Consider the following 18,725-nt stretch of genomic DNA (forward strand, 5'->3'; position numbering starts at 1 on the left):
GTCGGTGGACTGCGGGGCCTCGGGGGCCGCGGGTTGTGCGGGGTCGAAGGCTGCGGACCGCGTGGCCTCAGGTGCGGGCCAGTCGGAGGCGTCGGTCGCGGGCCAGTCGGAGGGTTCGGGTGCCGGAGTGGCGGCGGGGCTCGGGAAGTCGTCCCGCAGGGGGGCCGGGCTGCCGTAGCCCGGGTTGGCGCGCTCGAAGTCCTCGTAGCCGCGGCGCGCGTCGAGGGCCCTGTCGTCGCGGCGGGCGGGCTGGGATTCGGCGGGGGCGCCGCCCGTCGGGTCGTAGCCGCGGCGGGCCTCACGGACGCCCTCGTCGTGGCGCAGGGGATCGGGGCCGCCGTAGCCGCTCTGGGGACCGGCGGCGGGCGTCTGTTCGGTGTCGCGCTGGCGGGGCAGGCGGTGCGGGGCCGGGCCGTTGCCGTACGCACCGTACGGGTCCTGCCCGTCGGGCCGGCCGCCCTGGGCCTGGTCCTGGAAGGTGTCGTCGACCCGGAACACGTTGCCGTGCCGGTCGCGGTGGACCGCGCCGCCACCCCGGAGGCGGACGAGGTTGTCCAACTCCTCGATGCGGGCGCGGAGTTCGATGCAGCGCGCGGTGGCGCGTTCGTGGTCGTCGTGGGCCCACGCGAGGTCGAGACGGAGGGCGTCGGCCTCCTCCTGCGTGGTGGCGGAGGTGAGCAACCGCCCCAGTTCCGCCTGCCGTTCGGCGGCGTACCTCTGCTCGCGGAGCATCACGTCGAGCCGGTCACCGAGGGCGTCCCGGCTGCCGGGCCGGGCGTCGAACGCGGCGAGCGCCGCCGCGTGCAGGGCGCGGGCCCGCTCCTTCTCCTGGGCCGCGACACCGGGGCCGTACTCGGCGGCGAGATCCTGGAGCAGCGCCTCCACCACGTCCCAGGGCGGTATCTCACGTCCGCCCAGGCAGGCCTGCATACCATCGGGATCGCGCTGCCAGAACACCCCGCACCAGCCCCCGCCCTGGTCGAGGCGCGCCAGAAGTCGGTCGAGGTAGTTCGCGAACTCCCGCACCTGTCCGGGGAGTTGATCCACAGCCATGCTCCAACTCCCGCCAGACCGGAATACTCCGGTCCGTAGAAAACACCATTTGTGTTACGACGCGGCTACGGAAGCTTTTCGAGCCGGGCGCAGAGAGCTCGGAGCCTACGCCTCCCTCCTGTGCGCCCGCCGGGTTCACGCCGTATCCGCCCTCTCAGGCCGCCAACGGCGCACACCTGACCACGAGTTGATCCATGGACAGCCCGAGCGCGTCGGCGAGCGCGGCGACCGTGAAGAAGGCGGGTGTCGGCGCCCGGCCGGTCTCGATCTTGCGGAGGGTCTCCGCCGAGATGCCTGCGTGTGCCGCCACGTCCGTCATGCTCCGGCCACCACGGGCCTCGCGCAGCAGCCGGCCGAGCCGTTCGCCGCGTTCGCGCTCTTCGGGGGTGAGAGGGGTGCGTACCATGCCGTCATTCTAATACCGGTATAGTAATTGGCATGGTGGAACTCAAGACGGACACGTCTATCGATGCGATGTACGAGGCGGGCCAGGTCGTGGCCCGCGCCCTCACGGCCGTGCGGGAGGCCGCCGACGTGGGCGTGTCCCTGCTGGAACTGGACGAGTTGGCGCACGACGTACTGCGCGCGGCGGGCGCGACCTCACCCTTCCTCGGCTACCGCCCCTCGTTCGCGCCCACCCCGTTCCCGGCGGTCGTCTGCGCCTCGGTGAACGACGCGATCGTGCACGGCATCCCGGACGGCTACCGTCTGCGCGACGGCGACCTGGTCTCGATCGACTTCGGCGCCAAGCTGAACGGCTGGGCCGGCGACTCGGCGATCAGCTTCACCGTGGGCACGCCACGCCCCGCCGACGTACGCCTGATCGACACCGCCGAGCGCGCCCTCGCGGCGGGCATCGCGGCAGCCGTCGTGGGCAACCGCATCGGCGACATCGCCCACGCGATCGGCACGGTGTGCCGTGCGGCCGGCTACGGCATCCCCCAGGGCTTCGGCGGCCACGGCATCGGCCGCCAGATGCACGAGGACCCGGGCGTCCCGAACGAGGGCCGCCCCGGCCGCGGTCTCCCCCTCCGCCACGGCATGGCCCTCGCGATCGAGCCCATGCTGATCGCCAGCGGCAAGGACGGCTACCACGAGGCCCCGGACGGCTGGACGCTGCGAACGAACGACGGCTCGAGGGCGGCGCACGTGGAGCACTCGGTGGCGATCACGGAGGACGGCCCCAGGATCCTCACGGCACGCTGAGTGCTTCAGGGGCGCGGGGCTGTGTCGATCTGCGGCTCCGCCGCGTGGGCGCGACCAGCCACAACGCACCCGCACACACGAACGCACCCAGACCGCACATGCCCCACGCAGCGGTCCGTGCCATGGTGGATTGATGACCAATGGCTACATACCGCCCGAAAACGACCCTTTCGGCGACTTCTTCGCCAGGTTCTTCGGAGGAGCCAACCGCCCCGGTCCACGCCAGGTAGACATAGCCCGCCTGCTGAGCCAACCGGCCAGGGACCTGGTCCGAGGCGCAGCCCAGTACGCCGCGGAACACGGCAGCCACGACCTGGACACCCAGCACCTCCTCCGCGCGGCCCTCTCCGCGGAGCCGACCCGCGGTCTACTCACCCGCGCCGGCGCGGACCCCGACTCCCTCGCGGCGGAGATCGACGCGCGCTCGGGACCGGTCCAACCCCCGGAGGGCACGTCGCTCGCCCTCACCCCGGCCGTCAAACGCGCCCTCCTGGACGCGCACGACCTGGCGAGGGCGGGCGGCGCCGGTTACATCGGCCCCGAGCACGTCCTCGGGGCCCTCGCCTCGAACCCGGACTCCGCCGCAGGGCACATCCTGAACGCCGCCCGCTACGCCCCCACAGGCCTGCCGTCCGAGGCACCGGACGGCACGCTGCCGCGTACCGACCAGCCCCGCCCCACCGGCACCCCGACCCTCGACAAGTACGGCCGCGATCTCACCGAACTGGCCCGGCACGGCCGTATCGACCCGGTGATCGGCCGTGACGAGGAGATCGAGCAGACCATCGAGGTGCTGTCCCGGCGCGGGAAGAACAACCCGGTGCTGATCGGCGACGCGGGGGTCGGCAAGACCGCGATCGTGGAGGGGCTCGCCCAGCGCATCACGGACGGCGACGTCCCGGACGTGCTGACCGGGCGGCGGGTGGTCGCCCTCGACCTGACGGGCGTGGTCGCGGGCACCCGTTTCCGGGGCGACTTCGAGGAGCGGCTGACGAACATCGTCGGCGAGATCCGCGCGCACTCGGACGAACTGATCGTGTTCATCGACGAGTTGCACACCGTGGTCGGCGCGGGCGGTGGCGGCGAGAGCGGTTCGATGGACGCCGGCAACATCCTCAAACCGGCGCTGGCGCGCGGTGAGTTGCACATCGTCGGTGCTACGACGTTGGAGGAGTACCGCCGGATCGAGAAGGACGCGGCGCTGGCCCGCCGCTTCCAGCCGATCCTGGTACCGGAACCGACGGTCACGGACGCGATCGAGATCCTGCGCGGACTGCGCGACCGCTACGAGGCCCACCACCAAGTCCGGTACACGGATGAGGCGTTGGTGGCGGCCGTGGAACTCTCCGACCGCTATCTCACCGACCGCCGCCTCCCCGACAAGGCGATCGACCTGATCGACCAGGCGGGCGCGCGGGTACGCCTGCGGGCGCGCACGAAGGGCACGGACGTACGGGCCCTGGAGCGCGAGGTGGAGCAGCTCGCCCGGGACAAGGACCAGGCGGCGGCCGACGAGGACTACGAGAAGGCGACCCAACTCCGGGACCGCATCGCCGAGTTGAAGGTACGGCTGGCGCAGGCCGGCGGTGAGGACACGGGCGACGAGGGGCAGCATCTGGAGGTCACGGGCGAGGCGATCGCCGAAGTCGTGTCCCGGCAGACCGGTATCCCCGTGAGCAGTCTCACGGCGGAGGAGAAGGACCGGCTGCTCGGTCTTGAGGAGCATCTGCACCGGCGGGTCGTCGGCCAGGAGGAGGCGGTACGGGTCGTGTCGGACGCGGTGCTGCGTTCCCGCGCCGGGCTGGCGAGCCCGGACCGGCCGATCGGCAGTTTCCTGTTCCTGGGCCCAACGGGCGTCGGCAAGACGGAACTTGCCCGCGCGCTCGCGGAGGCGTTGTTCGGCAGCGAGGACCGGATGGTCCGCCTGGACATGAGCGAGTACCAGGAACGGCACACGGTCAGCCGTCTCGTCGGCGCCCCGCCCGGCTACGTCGGCCACGAGGAGGCCGGTCAGCTGACCGAGGTCGTACGCCGCCACCCCTACTCGCTTCTCCTCCTCGACGAGGTCGAGAAAGCGCACCCGGACGTCTTCAACATCCTGCTCCAGGTGCTGGACGACGGCCGGTTGACCGACGCGCAGGGCCGCACGGTCGACTTCACCAACACGGTGATCGTGATGACCAGCAACCTCGGCTCGGAGGCGATCACCCGGCGCGGGGCGGGGATCGGCTTCGGGCCCGGCGGCGCCGACGCGGACGAGGAGGCCCGGCGCGAGCAGATCCTGCGCCCGCTGCGCGAGCACTTCCGCCCCGAGTTCCTCAACCGCATCGACGAGATCGTCGTGTTCCGTCAGCTCACCGCCGAGCAACTCCGCCTGATCACCGAGCTGTTGCTGGAACACACCCGCCGCCTCATGCACGCGCAGGGCATCTCGGTCGAGTTCACGGTCCCGGCCGTCGACTGGCTGGCCCGGCAGGGCTTCCAGCCCGAGTACGGTGCCCGGCCGCTGCGCCGCACCATCCAGCGCGAGGTCGACAATCAGCTGTCGCGACTGCTTCTGGACGGCCGGATCGCGAAGGGCGGCCGAGTGACGGTGGACATGGAGGACGGGCGGCTCGCGTTCCGGACGGACACGGCGGCCCAGACCGCCTCCGACTCCCCGTCCACGACTCCGCCCGCCTCCGACTCACCGGCTACGGCGCCGGATTGACCACCGCCGCCGAACCGCCACCACGCCGTACCTTCTCGGCGGCCGCCAACCACTCGCCGTTCGGCAGCCGTTGGACACCCGTCGCCGCACCGATCTCGGGATTCAGCGTGAAGGAGTGCCCGATGGCTTGCAGCTGGGTCTTCAAGTCGCTGTTGTAGAGCGCGGGTTCGAGCTCCGTGTTGGCCGCGTTGCGCTGACTCGCGCGAGGCGCCGCGATCGCGTCGACCAGCGGGAGCCCCCGGTCCAGGAACTCCGTGAGGGTCTGCAGCACGGTCGTGATGATGGTCGCGCCACCGGGCGAACCGAGCGCCACGACCGGCTTGTTGTGCTTGTCGAGGACGATCGTCGGCGAGATCGAGGAGCGCGGGCGCTTGCCCGGACCCGGGAGGTTCGGGTCGTGGACGGCCGGGTTGGCCGGAGTGAAGGAGAAGTCGGTCAGCTCGTTGTTGAGCAGAAAGCCGCGGCCGGGCACGGTCATCGCGCTGCCGCCGGTCTGCTCGATGGTGAGCGTGTAGGAGACGACGTTGCCCCACTTGTCGGCGACCGTGAGGTGGGTGGTGTTCTCGCCCTCGTACGTCGTCGGGGCGGCCGTCCCGGCGGCGGTGCAGGCCGTCGGGTTGCGCGGGTCGGCGGGCGCCAGCGGGCTGGTGAGCACCGCGTCGTCCTTGATGAGGCAGGCGCGCGAGTCGGCGAACTTCTGCGAGAGGAGTTCCTTCGTCGGTACGTCCTCGAAGGCGGGGTCGCCGACCCAGCGGCCCCGGTCCGCGAACGCGATCCGGCTGGCCTCGATGTAGTGGTGCAGGTACTGGACCTCGCTCGCCTTCGAAAGGTCCGTCTTCTCAAGGATGTTGAGGGCCTCGCCGACGGTCGTGCCGCCGGAGGAGGAGGGCGCGATGGAGTAGACGCCGAGTCCGCGGTACGTCGTCTTCGTGGGCGCCTGGAGCTTGGCTCGGTAGGCCGCGAGGTCCTTGGCGGAGAGTTGGCCGGGGCGGGCGTTCCAGCCCGAACCGGCTTCCACCTTCGGGGTGTTCACCGCGGCGAGGATGTCCTTGCCGAGGGCGCCGCGATAGATGTCACCGATCCCCTTCTTGCCCAACTCCTTGTAGGTGGCGGCGAGTTCGGGGTTCTTGAAGGTGGAGCCGACGACCGGCAGCGCGCCGCCCGGCAGGAACAGCTTGGCAGTGTCCGGGAAGTAGCGGAAGCGGGTCTCGTTGGCCGCCGTCTGGGTGCGGAAGGTGTCGTCGACCGTGAAGCCGTCGCTCGCGATCCGCTCGGCGGGCTTGAGGACCGTACCGAGCTTCTCGCTGCCCCACTGGTCGAGCGCCGTCTGCCAGGTGGCGGGCGTGCCCGGGGTGCCGACGCTGAGGCCACTGCTGACGGCGTCGGCGAAGGCGAGGGCCTTGCCGTTCTCCACGAAGAGGTTGGAGTCGGCGGTCAGCGGCGCGGTCTCGCGGCCGTCGATGGTGTGCACCGTACGGGACTTGGCGTCGTAGTAGACGAAGTAGCCGCCTCCGCCGATACCGGAGGAGTAGGGCTCGGTGACGCCGAGCGCGGCGGCGGTGGCGACGGCCGCGTCGACCGCGTTGCCGCCCTTCTTCAGGACCTCGATACCGGCGGCGGTGGCGTCCGCGTCGACGCTCGCCACGGCACCGCCGTAGCCGACGGCGACCGGAACCTTCGTCGGTGTGCTGCTGCTCGTCGCGGCGGGTGGGGCCGCTGCCCCGACCGACACCACGGCGGCCGAGACCGCCAGGACCGACAGTTTCCGTGCCACAGGGCGACGCATCCGTACCTCCAGTCCAGAACCGTCCGCGCAGCGTATCCACCTGGCACGGGCCCCGACAGACCGCTTCCGGCCGCCGCCACACGAACGTCACACGTCGAACACCGGTACGTACCAGCCACATCGGGCCGCTAACATGCGCGCCCATGAATGACGACCTGCGCAACATCGTTCTGGGCGTGGCCGCCGCCGGCATCAGCGCCGCGCTCGGCTGGCTCGCCCGCACCTACCTGTGGAAGCGCAAACTCCGGCGCAAGCAGGCGTTCTTCGGGCTGCCCGACAACTCCGAGTCGCTGCTCGTGGTCAACCGCGAGGCGGGCGGCCCCGAACTCACGGTGATGCGGCACGACGTGTTCGCGCTCCTCGAACTCGCCGCCCTGATCAAGGACTGCAACGCGCACGCCCAGGTCGTCGCGCACGACGCGGCCCAGCAGGGTTTCGGCGAGCGCACCGAGTTCTGCGTGGGCGGCCCGGCCTCCAACCGCCGGATGGCCGCGCACCTGGCGTCCCTGCTGCCCGGCATCCGCGTCAACGTCGACCCCGAGCCGGGGCCGGACCGGGGCGCGTTCCAAATAGGCAGCGAGCGCTACCGACTCGATCCCGGCAAGGGCGAGTACGTGCTTCTCGCCCGCCTCACCGCCGGTCAACTCGGCGGCGCGCGGCCGGTGTTCCTCTTCTGCGGCCAGCGCGCGATCACCAATCAGGCGGCGAGCCGCTATCTCGCCCGCAACCATGAGAAGTTGGCCCGCAAACACGGCGGCAACACCTTCGTCCTGCTGCTGAAGGTGGTCAACTCGCAGGCGTACGGCCCCGATGTGGTGGAGCTGGTGGCGGACGTGACCCGGGCGGCGGAAACGCCCCTACCTGCACCGGCACCACGGAGTTCGCACCGCGCCTCCTGAAGTCACACACACTTCAACAATCGTTACTGGCACGTAACTTACCCACGGGTTACCTCAGGTAAAGGGCTGCGGTTACCGTCGGGTCACTTTGCATTGACACGTGTGAGGAGTGACCCGTGCGAAACCGTCGCCAGTCCCTGCGTACGACCGCCGCGGTCGCCGTCTCCGCGACTCTCGTCGCCGGAGGCGTCCTCGGGCTCGCCCCCGCCGCCCAGGCCGCCACGAACGGCGTCCGCTTCGTCGACATCGCGGGCGACGGCGGTACGAAGCTCGCGGCGAACGTCGTCACCCCCGCGGGCGCCGACGGCTCGCGTCGCTACCCCCTGCTCGTCCTGCCCACGAGCTGGGGCTTCCCGCAGGTCCAATATCTCGTCCAGGCCGAGAAGCTCGCGAACTCCGGCTATGTCGTGGTGAGTTACAACGTCCGCGGCTTCTGGCAGTCCGGCGGCGGGATAGAGGTCGGCGGCCCGGCCGACGTGGCCGACGCGTCCAAGGTGATCGACTGGGCGCTCGCCAACACCCCGTCCAACGCGGGGCACATCGGCATGGCGGGCGTGTCGTACGGCGCCGGCATCAGCCTGCTCGCGGCGGCACACGACAAGCGGATCAAGGCAGTTGCCTCACTCAGCGGCTGGGCGGACCTGATCGACTCGATCTACTCGGGCCGCACCGAACACTCCCAGGCGACCGCCCTGCTGGACGGCGTCGGCCTCGTCACCGGCCGGCCGAGCGCGGAGACGAGCCAGGTCTTCAAGGACTTCTTCGCCGCCGACCTGTCCAAGGAACAGGAGTTGATCGACTGGGGGAAGGAACGCTCCCCCGCGACCTACGTCGATCAGATCAACAAGAACGGCGCGGCGATCATGCTCGCCAACGCCTGGGGCGACACGATCTTCCCGCCCAACCAAATAGCCGACTTCTACGGCGAGTTGACCGGCCCCAAGCGGCTCGAACTCCGCCCCGGCGACCACGCCACCGCCGAACTGACCGGACTGTTCGGGCTGCCCAACGACGTGTGGACGGACACCGAGCGCTGGTTCGACCACTACCTCAAGGGCGAGGACAACGGCATCAACCGTCAGGACCCCGTGGAGCTCAAGTCCCGTTCCACGGGCGGCTACGAGGGCTATCCGGACTGGAAGTCGGTCGGCGCGACCCGCAAGAAGATCGACCTCGCGGGCACGACCACCATCCACACCAACGTCGACTCGGGCGCGGACGGCGGGATCGTCTTCCTGTCCAGCATCCTCGACCAGGTGGCGCAGGTGCCCCCGGTCGCGTGGGTCCCGCTGCTGCCGCGCCGCTGGGCGGCCGTATGGCAGTCGGGGACGTACCCGAGCGCCCAACAGGTGCGCGGCACGGTGAAGTTGCATACAACGGTCACGGACACCAAGGAGAGCGGCACCCTCGTCGCGTACCTCTACGACGTGGGCCCGCTCGGCCTCGGCAAGCTGGTCAGCAACGCGCCGTACACCTGGCACGGGCAGACGCCCGGCAAGCCGTTCGGTGTGGACCTGGAGTTGTTCTCCACGGCCTACGACGTCCCGGCAGGGCACCATCTCGCCCTGGTCGTCGACACGGTCGACCCGCTCTACATCGAGCACAACCCGACCGGCGCGCAGCTGACCTTCTCCTCGCCCGCGAACGACCCGTCGTACGTGTCGATCCCGCTGCGCGAGCAGTGATCTCCGGCTGCCGCCGGACGGGCAAGTGCCCTCCAACTACTGCACCCGCGGCAGCAGCGTCCCTGGTTCAGCCGGGGCCACGTCCACGGCCTCGGTCTTGGGACTGCGCTGCTCCCGGCGGGACACCCATCCGGCGAACCAGGAGAGCAGCATGCACATCCCGATGTAGATCGGCGAGATCACCATCACCACGGGGATGAACGGCAAATCGTAGTCGAGGTTCGACGCGATCAGCTTCCCGGCGTGGAGAAACTCCTCGTAGGTGATCAGATAGCCCAGCGAGGTGTCCTTCAGCGCGACCACCAACTGGCTGATGATGGCGGGCAGCATGGCGCGTACGGCCTGCGGTACGAGGACGTACGACATCACCTGGGTCTTGCGCATTCCGAGCGCGAACGCGGCCTCCCGCTGGCCGCGTTCGACGCTGTTGACGCCGGAGCGGAAGACCTCGGCGAGCACCGAGCCGTTGTAGAGGGTGAGTCCGGCGACCAGTGCGGGCAGCGGCTGCACCTTGAGCGCCACGAAGATGAAGAAGATCATCACCAGGACGGGCATGGCGCGGAAGAACTCCACGAGCAGGGTGGACAGCCAGCGCACCGGGCGGCGGTCCGAAAGGCGTCCTACGGCCAGCAGGGTGCCAAGTGCCAGTGACAGTACGGCCGCGAGCCCGAAGGCCTTGAGCGTGTTGCCGAGGCCGCGCAGCAGGAGTTCCTGAATTCCCTTGTACTCGAAGGGCATCCACTTCGTGTACGTGAACTGGTCGGTGTCGAACAGGAGATAGAGGATCCAGGCGAGGAGGCCGAGGATGACGACGGTGGACGCGATGCCGTAAAGGCGGTGCCGTTTGCGGGTCTTGGGGCCGGGGACGTCGTAGAGGGCGTTGGCGGTGGTCATCGGGCGACTCCCCACTTCCTCTCCAGCGCGTTGAACAGCGCGCTGATGGCGAGGGTGATGATCAGGTAGCCGAGGGCGATCCAGACGAAGGTCCAGACGATGTTGTAACCGAGCTCGCTCAACGTCCGGTAGGTGCCTAGGAGTTCGGTGACGCTGAAGGCGCCCGCGATCGCCGAGTTCTTGGCGAGCGCGATGAGGGTGGAGCCGACCGGCGGGATCACCGAGCGGAACGCCTGCGGCAGCACGACCAGTCCGAGGGTCTGCCCGAAGGTCATGCCGAGAGTGCGGGCGGCCTCCCCCTGCCCCCTGGGCACGGTGTTGATGCCGGAGCGCAGCGCCTCGCAGATGAACGCCGAGGTGTAGCAGCCGAGCGCGAGGACCGCGAACACCTTGAAGGGCAGGACGAGTCCGAAGCGCGGGAGGCCGAGCAGCACCGCGAAGAACAGCAGGGTGAGCGGGGTGTTGCGCAGCACGGTCACCCACACGGTGCCGAACACGCGCAGCGAACCGACCGGGGCGACCCGGAAGGAGGCCATCAGGAAGCCGAGGACGAGCGCCAACACCGAGGCGTAGACGGTGAGTTCGACGGTGCCGAGGAAGCCGTCGCCGAAGGTCGAGAAGTTGTCTGTCAGTACGTTCACATCGGCCTCGCTCAGCTCGCCGGGTAGCGGTCGATCGCGGGCGGGGTGGGCGCGGGCACTCCGGACAGGCCGAGTGTCGCCTCGTACGCCTTCTTCCAGTCGCCGTTCTTCTCACGGGCCTCCAAGGCGTCGTCGAGGGCGAAGCGCAGGGCGTTGTCGCCGTGCGGGACACCGATGCCGTACGGCTCCTTCGAGAAGGGCTTGCCGACGACCTTGAGCTGGTCGGGGACCTTCGCCGCGTAGCCGATGAGGATCGCGTCGTCGGTGGTGACGGCGGCGACCTGGTAGGTCAGCAGGTTGTCGACACAGACCGAGTAGGTGTCGTAGGCGACGAGTTGGGCCTTGGGGTAGTCGTCCTTGATGCGCTGGTACGGCGTCGATCCGGCCGCCGAGCAGACGCGTTTGCCGGCGAGGTCCTGGGGGCCGTGGATGTCATGCTCGTCGGTGCGGACGAGGAGCGACTGGCCGGCCATGTAGTAGGGGCCGGCGAAGCCGACGAGTTTCTTGCGCATGTCGTTGATGGTGTAGGTGCCGACGTAGTAGTCGATCTGGCCGTTCTGCAGGGCGGTTTCGCGGTTGGCGGAGGCGATCGTCTTGAAGTGGACGGTCTTCGGGGCGAAGCCGAGGGAGGCCGACATCATCCTGGCGATCTCGATGTCGAAGCCGGAGTAGGTGCCGGTCGCCGGGTCCTTCTCGCCGAGGTAGGGCTGGTCCTCCTTGGCGCCGACGACGAAGTAGCCGCGCTTCTTCGCCCGCTTCCAGGTCTTGGAGTCGGGGAGCTGAAAGCCTTGTGCCACTTGGTAGTTGGGGAGTTTCTCGGCGGCCGGGCCCTTGACGGGCGGGCTGCCCTCCTTGCCGCAGGCGGTCGCGAGCAGCGCGAGGATCAGCACCAGGAGCACACGGGTCGTACGGAACATGGATCGCACTCCCCCGCTCAGTGCTTGAGGATCTTGGACAGGAAGTCCTTGGCCCGGTCGCTGCGCGGGTTGGTGAAGAACTCCTCGGGGGTGCGGTCCTCGATGACGCGGCCGTCGGCCATGAACACGACGCGGTTGGCGGCGGAGCGGGCGAAGCCCATCTCGTGGGTGACGACGACCATGGTCATGCCGTCGTGGGCCAACTGCCGCATGACTTCCAGGACTTCGTTGATCATCTCCGGGTCGAGGGCCGAGGTCGGCTCGTCGAAGAGCAGTGCCTTGGGCTCCATGGCGAGGGCGCGGGCGATGGCCACGCGCTGCTGCTGGCCGCCGGAGAGCTGCGCGGGGAACTTGGGTGCCTGCGAGGCGAGTCCCACGCGGTCGAGGAGTTCGAGGGAGCGCCGGTCGGCGTCGTCCCGCTTGCGCTTGCGGACCTTGATCTGGGCCAACGAGACGTTCTGCAGCACCGTCTTGTGGGCGAAGAGGTTGAAGGACTGGAAGACCATGCCGACTTCGGCGCGGAGCTGTGCGAGGGCCTTGCCCTCCTCGGGCAGCGGCCGGCCGTCGAGCTGGATCGTCCCTGACTCGATGGTCTCCAGCCGGTTGATCGCCCGGCACAGCGTCGACTTTCCCGACCCCGAAGGGCCGATGACCACGACCACCTCCCCCTTGCCGACGGTGAGGTTGATGTCCTGGAGGACATGCAGCTCCCCGTAGTACTTGTTGACGTCCCGCAGTTCGATCAACGGATCGACGGCCATGCCCAGCCCTACTCACTCTCAGCTGTGTCGTGGTTGCCGCAAACTATCCACACAAGACCGGAGTTAACGTACGACACGCACTTTTCGGGCATTAGCCGTATTTACGTCCCTCTTACTCTTCGGAGACCTCCGCGTAGAGCTGCGAGAGCTCCGGCACCCCGCTCGCGGCCCACTCATGGCCGGAGGCCACGACGTCGAACTCGCGCCCGGAGTCCAGCCGTACGACGGGCTGGCCGTCCGACCGGATCTCCCAGGCGGCGCCCTCCACCGTGCGCACGATCACGGTCCCCAGATACAGACCGGCGTCGTTGCCGAGCCAGGACACGGTCTCCTCGTCGTCCCGCCAGCGCGGCACCAGCTGGTCGAGCGCCTCCAACGAGCTTGCGGAGTCGTCGAGTTGGATTCCCTCCCGGGCCGCGTGCGAGCGGAGCAGCTCGCACTCGGCCAGCAACTCGGCGATGCCCTCGGCGTCATGGATACGGTGCTTCTCGGCCCGGTCACCCAGGAAAGGGATGTTCATACATACAGCGTGTCATTCGGACCGCCGTACGCACCACAGGGCGTCGCGGGTGGCGTGTCAGCACCCCGGGCGCAGCGGGGGAAAGCCCCTCTCCCGGGCGCGGGTTGGCCGGATGGTGGGTGCGATGTCCTGTTCGTACGGTCGCAGTATGAATCGGACAGGCAGGATGATCGTGATGTCGTCGGTTGCCGCAGCCCTGGTGGTGAGCGGTTCGGTGTCCGCGGGTGCCGTGGGGGCGGGGGCGGTTCCGGCCGCGTCGGCGCAGGCCCTGCACGACGCGGGGCGGGGGCGGGTGGTGTCGGTGACGCACCTGCGGACGCTGTCCGCGCGGCAGGTGACCGCCGAGCTGAGGAGCGACGAGGACGGCCCGGACTGGGACACGGGACGCGTCCGCTACGGCGTGGACACATACCGGGTGGTCTACCGCACGGTGGACGCCAAGGGTCGGCCGACCACCGCGAGCGGGCTGCTGGCGTTCCCGCGCGGCGGTGAGCGGCGGCTGCGGACGGTGTCGTTCACGCACGGCACCGAACTCTTCAAGGGCGATGTCGCCTCCGTGTCGAGCGAGGTGTGGAGCCAGGCGCCCGCCCTCACCTACGCGTCGGCGGGCTTCGCCGTCGTACTCCCGGACTACCTAGGGCTCGGCCTCGGCCCCGGGCGGCAGGCGTGGATGGACGTGCCGTCGGAGACGACGGCCGCGCTGGACCTGCTGCGGGCCGCGGCCTCCGTCGCGCCCACGGTGGGACGGCAGTTGGGGCACGAGGTGCTGGCCACCGGCTTCTCCCAGGGGGCGTCGGCGGCGCTCGGGCTGACCCGGGCCCTTCAGGAGGGCGCCGACCCCCGCTTCCGGGTCACGGCGGTGGCACCGGTGAGCGGCGCCTACGCCTTCCGGGACGTGGCGTTCCCGTCCCTGCTGGACGGACGGGCGGACCCGAAGGACGGCGTGATCTACACCGCGCTCGCCCTGGTCTCCTTCAACCGGCTCCATCACCTCTACGACAGCCCGGGCGAGGTCTTCCGGGCGCCGTACTCCCGGACGATCGAGGGCCTGCTGGACGGCACGCACACCGGGCAGGAGGTCGTGGCCAAGACGCCGAACACGATCGACGCCCTGCTCACCCGGCACGGGCGGGCGCTCATCGAGCACCCGACGGGCGGGCTGGCCGCCGCGCTGCGGATCACCGACGGGGTGTGCACGGGCTGGACACCGAAGATGCCCATGCGCCTTTACTACGCCGAGGGCGACGAGCAGGCCGTGAACGGGAACAGCGAGCACTGCCAGGCGTCGTTCCGGGCGCGGGGTGTCGACGTTCCGCTCGTCGACCTCGGCACTCCGGACTACGGCGGCTCCCGCCATCTGGGCTCCCAGCAGGCGGCGACGGGTGCCGTCGTACGGTGGTTCGCCTCGCTGGGCTGAGCGGGCGGGGACCGGTCCGGTGCGGTCCGGTCAGACGTCCAGGTCGACGACCACCGGCGCGTGGTCCGAGGCGCCCTTGCCCTTGCGCTCCTCGCGGTCGACGTAGGAGTCCGTGACGGCCTTCGCGAACGGCTCGTTGCCGTAGACCAGGTCGATGCGCATGCCCCGGTTCTTCGGGAAGGCGAGCTGGCGGTAGTCCCAGTACGTGTACGGGTGGTCGTACTTGAGGGGGCGCGGGACGACGTCCGAGAGGCCCGCGTCGCGCAGGGCGGTGAGGGCGGCGCGCTCGGCCGGGGTGACGTGGGTGAGGCCCTCGAAGGCGGCCACGTCGAAGACGTCGTCGTCGGTCGGCGCCACGTTGTAGTCGCCGAGGACCGCGAACGGGCGGGTGCCCTGGGCGTCCTCCGCGACGGCCGCCCTGAGGGCCTCGAACCACTGGAGCTTGTACGCGTAGTGGGGGTGGTCCACCTCGCGGCCGTTGGGCACGTACACCGAGCAGACGCGGACCGGGCCGCAGGTCGCCGTGACGGCGCGGGGCTCCTGGACGCCGTCGTAACCGGGGTCCCCTGGAAGGCCCTTGACCACGTCGTCAAGTCCCACGCGGGAGAGCACCGCCACGCCGTTCCACCGGCCGGTCGCGTTCACCGCCGCCTCGTAGCCCGCCGCGCGCAGCTCGTCGAACGGGAACTGCGCCTCGGCGAGCTTGGCCTCCTGGAGGCACAGCACGTCGGTGCCGCTGCTCTCCAGCCAGGCCAGGAGCCTCGGCAGACGGGCGGTGATCGAGTTCACGTTCCAGGTCGCGATGCGCATGCCTCACAACCTACCGGGCGGCACTGACACTCAGACCGACGCGCTGTCCCCCGGCGCCAGCCGCAGGTGCTCCGCGCCGCCGAGCGCGCCGATCTGGTGGTCGTAGATCGGGCGGGCGAGGTCCGTGAGCAGGGCGTCGTGGATGTCGTAGGCGCGCTGCGGCTTGACCTCGCGGACGTAGTCGATGACCTCGGAGATCTTGCTCCAGGGGGCCATCACCGGGAGCATCAGGGTCTCGACGGGGTGGTCGGGGACGGTGAGGGCGTCGCCGGGGTGGAAGACGCGGCCGGCGTCGATGAGGTAGCCGACGTTGGTGATGCGCGGGATGTCGGGGTGGATGACGGCGTGCAGTTCGCCGTGCACCTGGACGTCGAAGCCCGCCGCCGTGAAGGTGTCGCCGTGGCCGACGGTGTGGACGCGGCCCGGGAAGGCGGCGGAGAGCTGGTCCGCGACCGACTTCAGGGTCCAGATCTCGGCGGCCGGGTTGGCGTCCAGGCCGGCCCGCAGCCGGTCCTCGTTGAAGTGGTCGAGGTGCTCGTGCGTGACGAGGATCGCGTCCGCCCCGATCGTGGCGTCCTCCTCGGTGAAGGTGCCCGGGTCGATGACGAGGGTCCGGCCGTCCTTCTCCAGGCGGATGCAGGCGTGCGACTTCTTGGTGAGCGTGGTGAGCGTCATGGGTCCATCCTGCCGCTGCCCGGCTCCGGGCGGGCAGCGGAGAGTGGTGCTTTCGGTACCGGGCTGAAGATCACTCCGCGGGGGTCGTCTCCTCGCGGATGACCTGCTGGGCGACCTTGAAGGCGCTGTTCGCCGCGGGCACTCCGCAGTACACGGCCGCCTGCAGCAGCACCTCCTTGATCTCGACCGGGGTGAGGCCGTTGCGCAGCGCCGCGCGGGTGTGGAAGGCCAGCTCGTCCAGGTGACCGCCCGCGACCAGCGCGGTGAGGGTGACACAGCTGCGCGAGCGGCGGTCGAGACCCGGCCGGTCCCAGATCTCGCCCCACGCGTACCGCGTGATGAACTCCTGGAAGTCCCCGGAGAACTCGTCGGCCTGCGCCAGCGCCCGGTCCACATGCGCGTCGCCGAGCACCTCCCTACGGACCTTGATCCCGGCGTCGTAGGGATCCGGACGGCCCATGACCTGCGGCGGTACCGGGGGCGGCGGCGCGATCTCGGCGATGGGCGCGACCTGCTGGGGCGCGGCGAGGACCGGCCTGACCGGGGGTGCCACGACGGCGACCTGCCCGGTGGACTGGTCGTAGGGCGGCTGCCAGGCGGTGGAGAAGTGCCGGACCAGGAGGTCGGTGACGGCGGCGGGCTGCTCGACCGGGACCAGGTGCGAGGCGCCGGGTACGACCGCGAGGCGGGCGTCCGGGATGCCGGCGACCAGGGTGCGGGCCTCGGCGGGGCCGGTGACCTGGTCGTCCGAGCCGACGAGGACGAGGGTCGGCACGCCGATCCGGGCGAGTTCGGACCGTACGTCGAACGCGGCGAGCGCCTCGCACGCGGAGATGTAGCAGCCGGGGTCGGTGGTGCGCACCATCTGCACGGCCCACTCGGTGATCGCGGGCTGCGCGGCGGCGAAACCGCCGGTGAACCAGCGCTCGGGCGAGGTGCGGGCGATGGGGTCGAGCCCGTTGGTGCGCACGATCACCCCGCGCTGGCGGAACTCGTCCGCCGTTTCGAAGCGCGGCGAGGTCGCGATCAGCGCCAGCGAGGCCACCCGCTCGGGGTGGCGCAGGACCAGTTCGAGACCGACCGCACCGCCGAGCGCGCAGCCCGCGTAACCGAAACGCTGCACGCCGAGCGCGTCGAGGGTGGCGAGCAGCCGGTCGGCCAGGTCGGAGACCGAGCCGGCCGGATAGGCGGGCGAGCCACCGTGGCCCGGCAGATCGAACCGGAAGACCCGCCACTGCTTCGTCAGCTCGGGCACCTGACGGTCGAACATGTGCCACGTCGTCCCGAGCGACGGGCCCAGGATGAGAACAGGGGCGTCTTCGGGGCCGTCGAAGCGGTACTGGAGGGCGGGGCTGTTGTTCATGTCGCTCACCGCTCCAACGTAACCGCCGTTTCTTACGACCCGGCTGTGGGGCCCTCGGTCTCCGCACCCGGCTCCCACACTTGGGTGGGGAACTCTCACATGGCCTTCACTGGTGGGCGAGGGGCTGTATCGAAGGACACGTCCTGAGGCAGGGGTCCGAATTGCCTCGATCGGCGTATTGAACAAGGCGACCGTTAGGCACGTGACTTACTACATGCACTAGCGTCTACGCGTCGCCGGACAGGGAGCGACGAATAACGAAGGTTCGCCAGAGAGGTCACGAAGTCCGAAACAGGCGTCGACGCGAGGCCACGCTGCACACATGCTGGTCTTGAGTCCCGCTCCGGGCGATGGCCGCTGGCGACGGGAGGCACCGCGTGTTCAGGATGGTCGAGGCAGCTGGCACCCTTGGCAGGAAGCTTGCCTGTGAAACATGGGGGGATCCGAACGGGCACCCCGTCTTTCTGCTGCACGGAACCCCGGGCAGCAGGCTCGGCCCCAGACCCCTGCCCTCCTTCCTGCATCGCCTCGGCATCCATCTGATCGCCTACGACCGCCCGGGTTACGGCGAGTCGGGTCGCTTTCAGGGACGCCTGGTCAGGGATGCGGCCGCGGATGTGGAGTCCATCGCCGACGCCCTGGGGATCGAAGGAACCTACTCCGTGGTGGGCCGCTCGGGAGGCGGCCCGCATGCCTTGGCCTGTGCCGCGCTGAATCCCGATCGGGTGGCCAGTGCGGCAGCGCTGGTGACGTTGGCGCCGCCCGACGCCGAGGGGCTGGACTGGTTCGCCGGCATGGCCGAGTCGAATGTTCTCGCCTATACCCGGGCCAGCCTGGCCGTCGCGGAAGATCCGGGGCTCCACACAGAGGCCAAGCTCCAGGAACTGACGGACAGTCTCGCCAGAAGCGCCGACGCCGTGAGGCAGCAGCCCGGTTCTCTGCTCAGCAACCTCGATCCCGAACTGCCTGCAGCGGACAGAGAGGTCGTCGAAGACGCCGGCATGCGTGGCTTGCTACTGGAGAACTACCTTCAGGGCGTTGGGGATTCATGGGAGGGCTGGCTGGACGACGTCCTGGCCTTCTGCCGGCCCTGGGGATTGGATCTGGCCACCATCAAGGACGTGCCCCTGCTTCTGTGGCACGGCGAGCAGGACACTTTCTGCCCGGTGGGTCACTTTCGCTGGCTCGCCGAGCGCATCCCGTCCACAACTGCCGTACTGCAGCCCAGTGCCGCGCATTTCGCCGCTCTGTCCGCCCTGCCCGAGGTCCTGGCCTGGGTCCGCGACCGCGCACTCGACCGGGTCTGAGGGACGCGGCCCCGAGGGTACTCTTCCGTGTCTGTCGCCGTGCCGGCCCGGTCAACCGGGCCGGCACGGCCCACGGTCCTG

At 69.9% G+C, this 18,725-nt stretch carries 16 protein-coding genes and 1 pseudogene; 6 read left to right on the top strand and 11 right to left on the bottom strand.

The window, feature by feature from the left end:
• Positions 1 to 1,053, bottom strand: a pseudogene (locus JHN45_RS53330) (hypothetical protein); the annotation flags it as partial.
• Positions 1,054 to 1,207: 154 nt separating this feature from the next.
• Positions 1,208 to 1,459 carry a helix-turn-helix domain-containing protein gene (locus tag JHN45_RS32755; protein WP_019071243.1) on the bottom strand — a complete coding sequence of 84 codons (252 nt, stop codon included), beginning with the start codon at positions 1,457 to 1,459 and terminating at the stop codon, positions 1,208 to 1,210.
• A gap of 32 nt (positions 1,460 to 1,491) precedes the next feature.
• On the opposite strand from JHN45_RS32755, the gene map reads away from it, so the two are divergent.
• Both map and JHN45_RS32765 read left to right on the top strand, forming a co-directional pair.
• Positions 1,492 to 2,259, top strand: coding sequence for a type I methionyl aminopeptidase (gene map, locus JHN45_RS32760; RefSeq protein WP_200715325.1), 768 nt, complete (start codon positions 1,492 to 1,494; stop codon positions 2,257 to 2,259).
• Positions 2,260 to 2,392: 133 nt separating this feature from the next.
• On the top strand, positions 2,393 to 4,969 hold the full coding sequence (locus JHN45_RS32765; protein WP_236584363.1) for an ATP-dependent Clp protease ATP-binding subunit: 2,577 nt from the start codon (positions 2,393 to 2,395) through the stop codon (positions 4,967 to 4,969).
• On the opposite strand, the gene ggt is transcribed toward JHN45_RS32765, so the two are convergent.
• A complete protein-coding gene (gene ggt, locus JHN45_RS32770) occupies positions 4,953 to 6,755 on the bottom strand; it encodes a gamma-glutamyltransferase (protein WP_201052536.1) in 1,803 nt (600 codons plus the stop codon). The genes JHN45_RS32765 and ggt overlap by 17 nt on opposite strands.
• Before the next feature lie 143 nt (positions 6,756 to 6,898).
• On the opposite strand from ggt, the gene JHN45_RS32775 reads away from it, so the two are divergent.
• Positions 6,899 to 7,654, top strand: a complete 756-nt coding sequence (locus JHN45_RS32775; RefSeq protein WP_200715328.1) for a hypothetical protein — start codon at positions 6,899 to 6,901, stop codon at positions 7,652 to 7,654.
• Between the two features lie 116 nt (positions 7,655 to 7,770).
• Positions 7,771 to 9,339 carry a CocE/NonD family hydrolase gene (locus JHN45_RS32780; protein WP_201052542.1) on the top strand — a complete coding sequence of 523 codons (1,569 nt, stop codon included), beginning with the start codon at positions 7,771 to 7,773 and terminating at the stop codon, positions 9,337 to 9,339.
• A 36-nt stretch (positions 9,340 to 9,375) separates the two neighbouring features.
• On the opposite strand, the gene JHN45_RS32785 is transcribed toward JHN45_RS32780, so the two are convergent.
• The 5 genes from JHN45_RS32785 to JHN45_RS32805 form a co-directional block, all read right to left on the bottom strand.
• Positions 9,376 to 10,233, bottom strand: a complete 858-nt coding sequence (locus JHN45_RS32785) for an amino acid ABC transporter permease (RefSeq protein WP_201052544.1) — start codon at positions 10,231 to 10,233, stop codon at positions 9,376 to 9,378.
• Entirely contained in the window at positions 10,230 to 10,874 is a 645-nt protein-coding gene (locus JHN45_RS32790) for an amino acid ABC transporter permease (RefSeq protein ID WP_200715331.1), read from the bottom strand. The genes JHN45_RS32785 and JHN45_RS32790 overlap by 4 nt, the downstream gene beginning before the upstream one ends.
• An 11-nt stretch (positions 10,875 to 10,885) precedes the next feature.
• The gene (locus tag JHN45_RS32795) at positions 10,886 to 11,791 is read right to left on the bottom strand and encodes a glutamate ABC transporter substrate-binding protein (protein WP_200715332.1); all 906 of its coding nucleotides are present in this window, start codon (positions 11,789 to 11,791) and stop codon (positions 10,886 to 10,888) included.
• Between the two features lie 17 nt (positions 11,792 to 11,808).
• Complete coding sequence (locus JHN45_RS32800; RefSeq protein ID WP_200715333.1) at positions 11,809 to 12,552, bottom strand: amino acid ABC transporter ATP-binding protein; 744 nt, start codon at positions 12,550 to 12,552, stop codon at positions 11,809 to 11,811.
• A 112-nt stretch (positions 12,553 to 12,664) separates the two neighbouring features.
• Positions 12,665 to 13,072, bottom strand: coding sequence for a DUF6278 family protein (locus JHN45_RS32805; protein ID WP_200715334.1), 408 nt, complete (start codon positions 13,070 to 13,072; stop codon positions 12,665 to 12,667).
• Between the two features lie 148 nt (positions 13,073 to 13,220).
• Here JHN45_RS32805 and JHN45_RS32810 point away from each other — a divergent pair, with 148 nt between their 5' ends.
• Positions 13,221 to 14,489, top strand: coding sequence for a lipase (locus tag JHN45_RS32810; RefSeq protein ID WP_236584364.1), 1,269 nt, complete (start codon positions 13,221 to 13,223; stop codon positions 14,487 to 14,489).
• A 30-nt stretch (positions 14,490 to 14,519) separates the two neighbouring features.
• Here the strand turns inward: JHN45_RS32810 and JHN45_RS32815 are convergent, their stop codons facing one another.
• The 3 genes from JHN45_RS32815 to pcaC form a co-directional block, all read right to left on the bottom strand.
• Positions 14,520 to 15,299 (bottom strand): exodeoxyribonuclease III, encoded by a 780-nt coding sequence (locus tag JHN45_RS32815; RefSeq protein ID WP_201052545.1) that lies wholly within the window; start codon positions 15,297 to 15,299, stop codon positions 14,520 to 14,522.
• Between the two features lie 30 nt (positions 15,300 to 15,329).
• Positions 15,330 to 15,974: an MBL fold metallo-hydrolase gene (locus JHN45_RS32820; RefSeq protein ID WP_201052547.1), complete on the bottom strand. Its 645-nt coding sequence runs from the start codon at positions 15,972 to 15,974 to the stop codon at positions 15,330 to 15,332.
• Positions 15,975 to 16,044: 70 nt separating this feature from the next.
• Positions 16,045 to 17,337: a 4-carboxymuconolactone decarboxylase gene (pcaC, locus tag JHN45_RS32825; protein WP_201052564.1), complete on the bottom strand. Its 1,293-nt coding sequence runs from the start codon at positions 17,335 to 17,337 to the stop codon at positions 16,045 to 16,047.
• A 386-nt stretch (positions 17,338 to 17,723) separates the two neighbouring features.
• On the opposite strand from pcaC, the gene JHN45_RS32830 reads away from it, so the two are divergent.
• Positions 17,724 to 18,644: an alpha/beta fold hydrolase gene (locus tag JHN45_RS32830; protein WP_200715406.1), complete on the top strand. Its 921-nt coding sequence runs from the start codon at positions 17,724 to 17,726 to the stop codon at positions 18,642 to 18,644.
• The last annotated feature ends 81 nt before the right edge of the window (positions 18,645 to 18,725 follow it).

It is taken from the genome of Streptomyces sp. MBT53 (genome assembly GCF_016654115.1).
Lineage (GTDB): Bacteria > Actinomycetota > Actinomycetes > Streptomycetales > Streptomycetaceae > Streptomyces.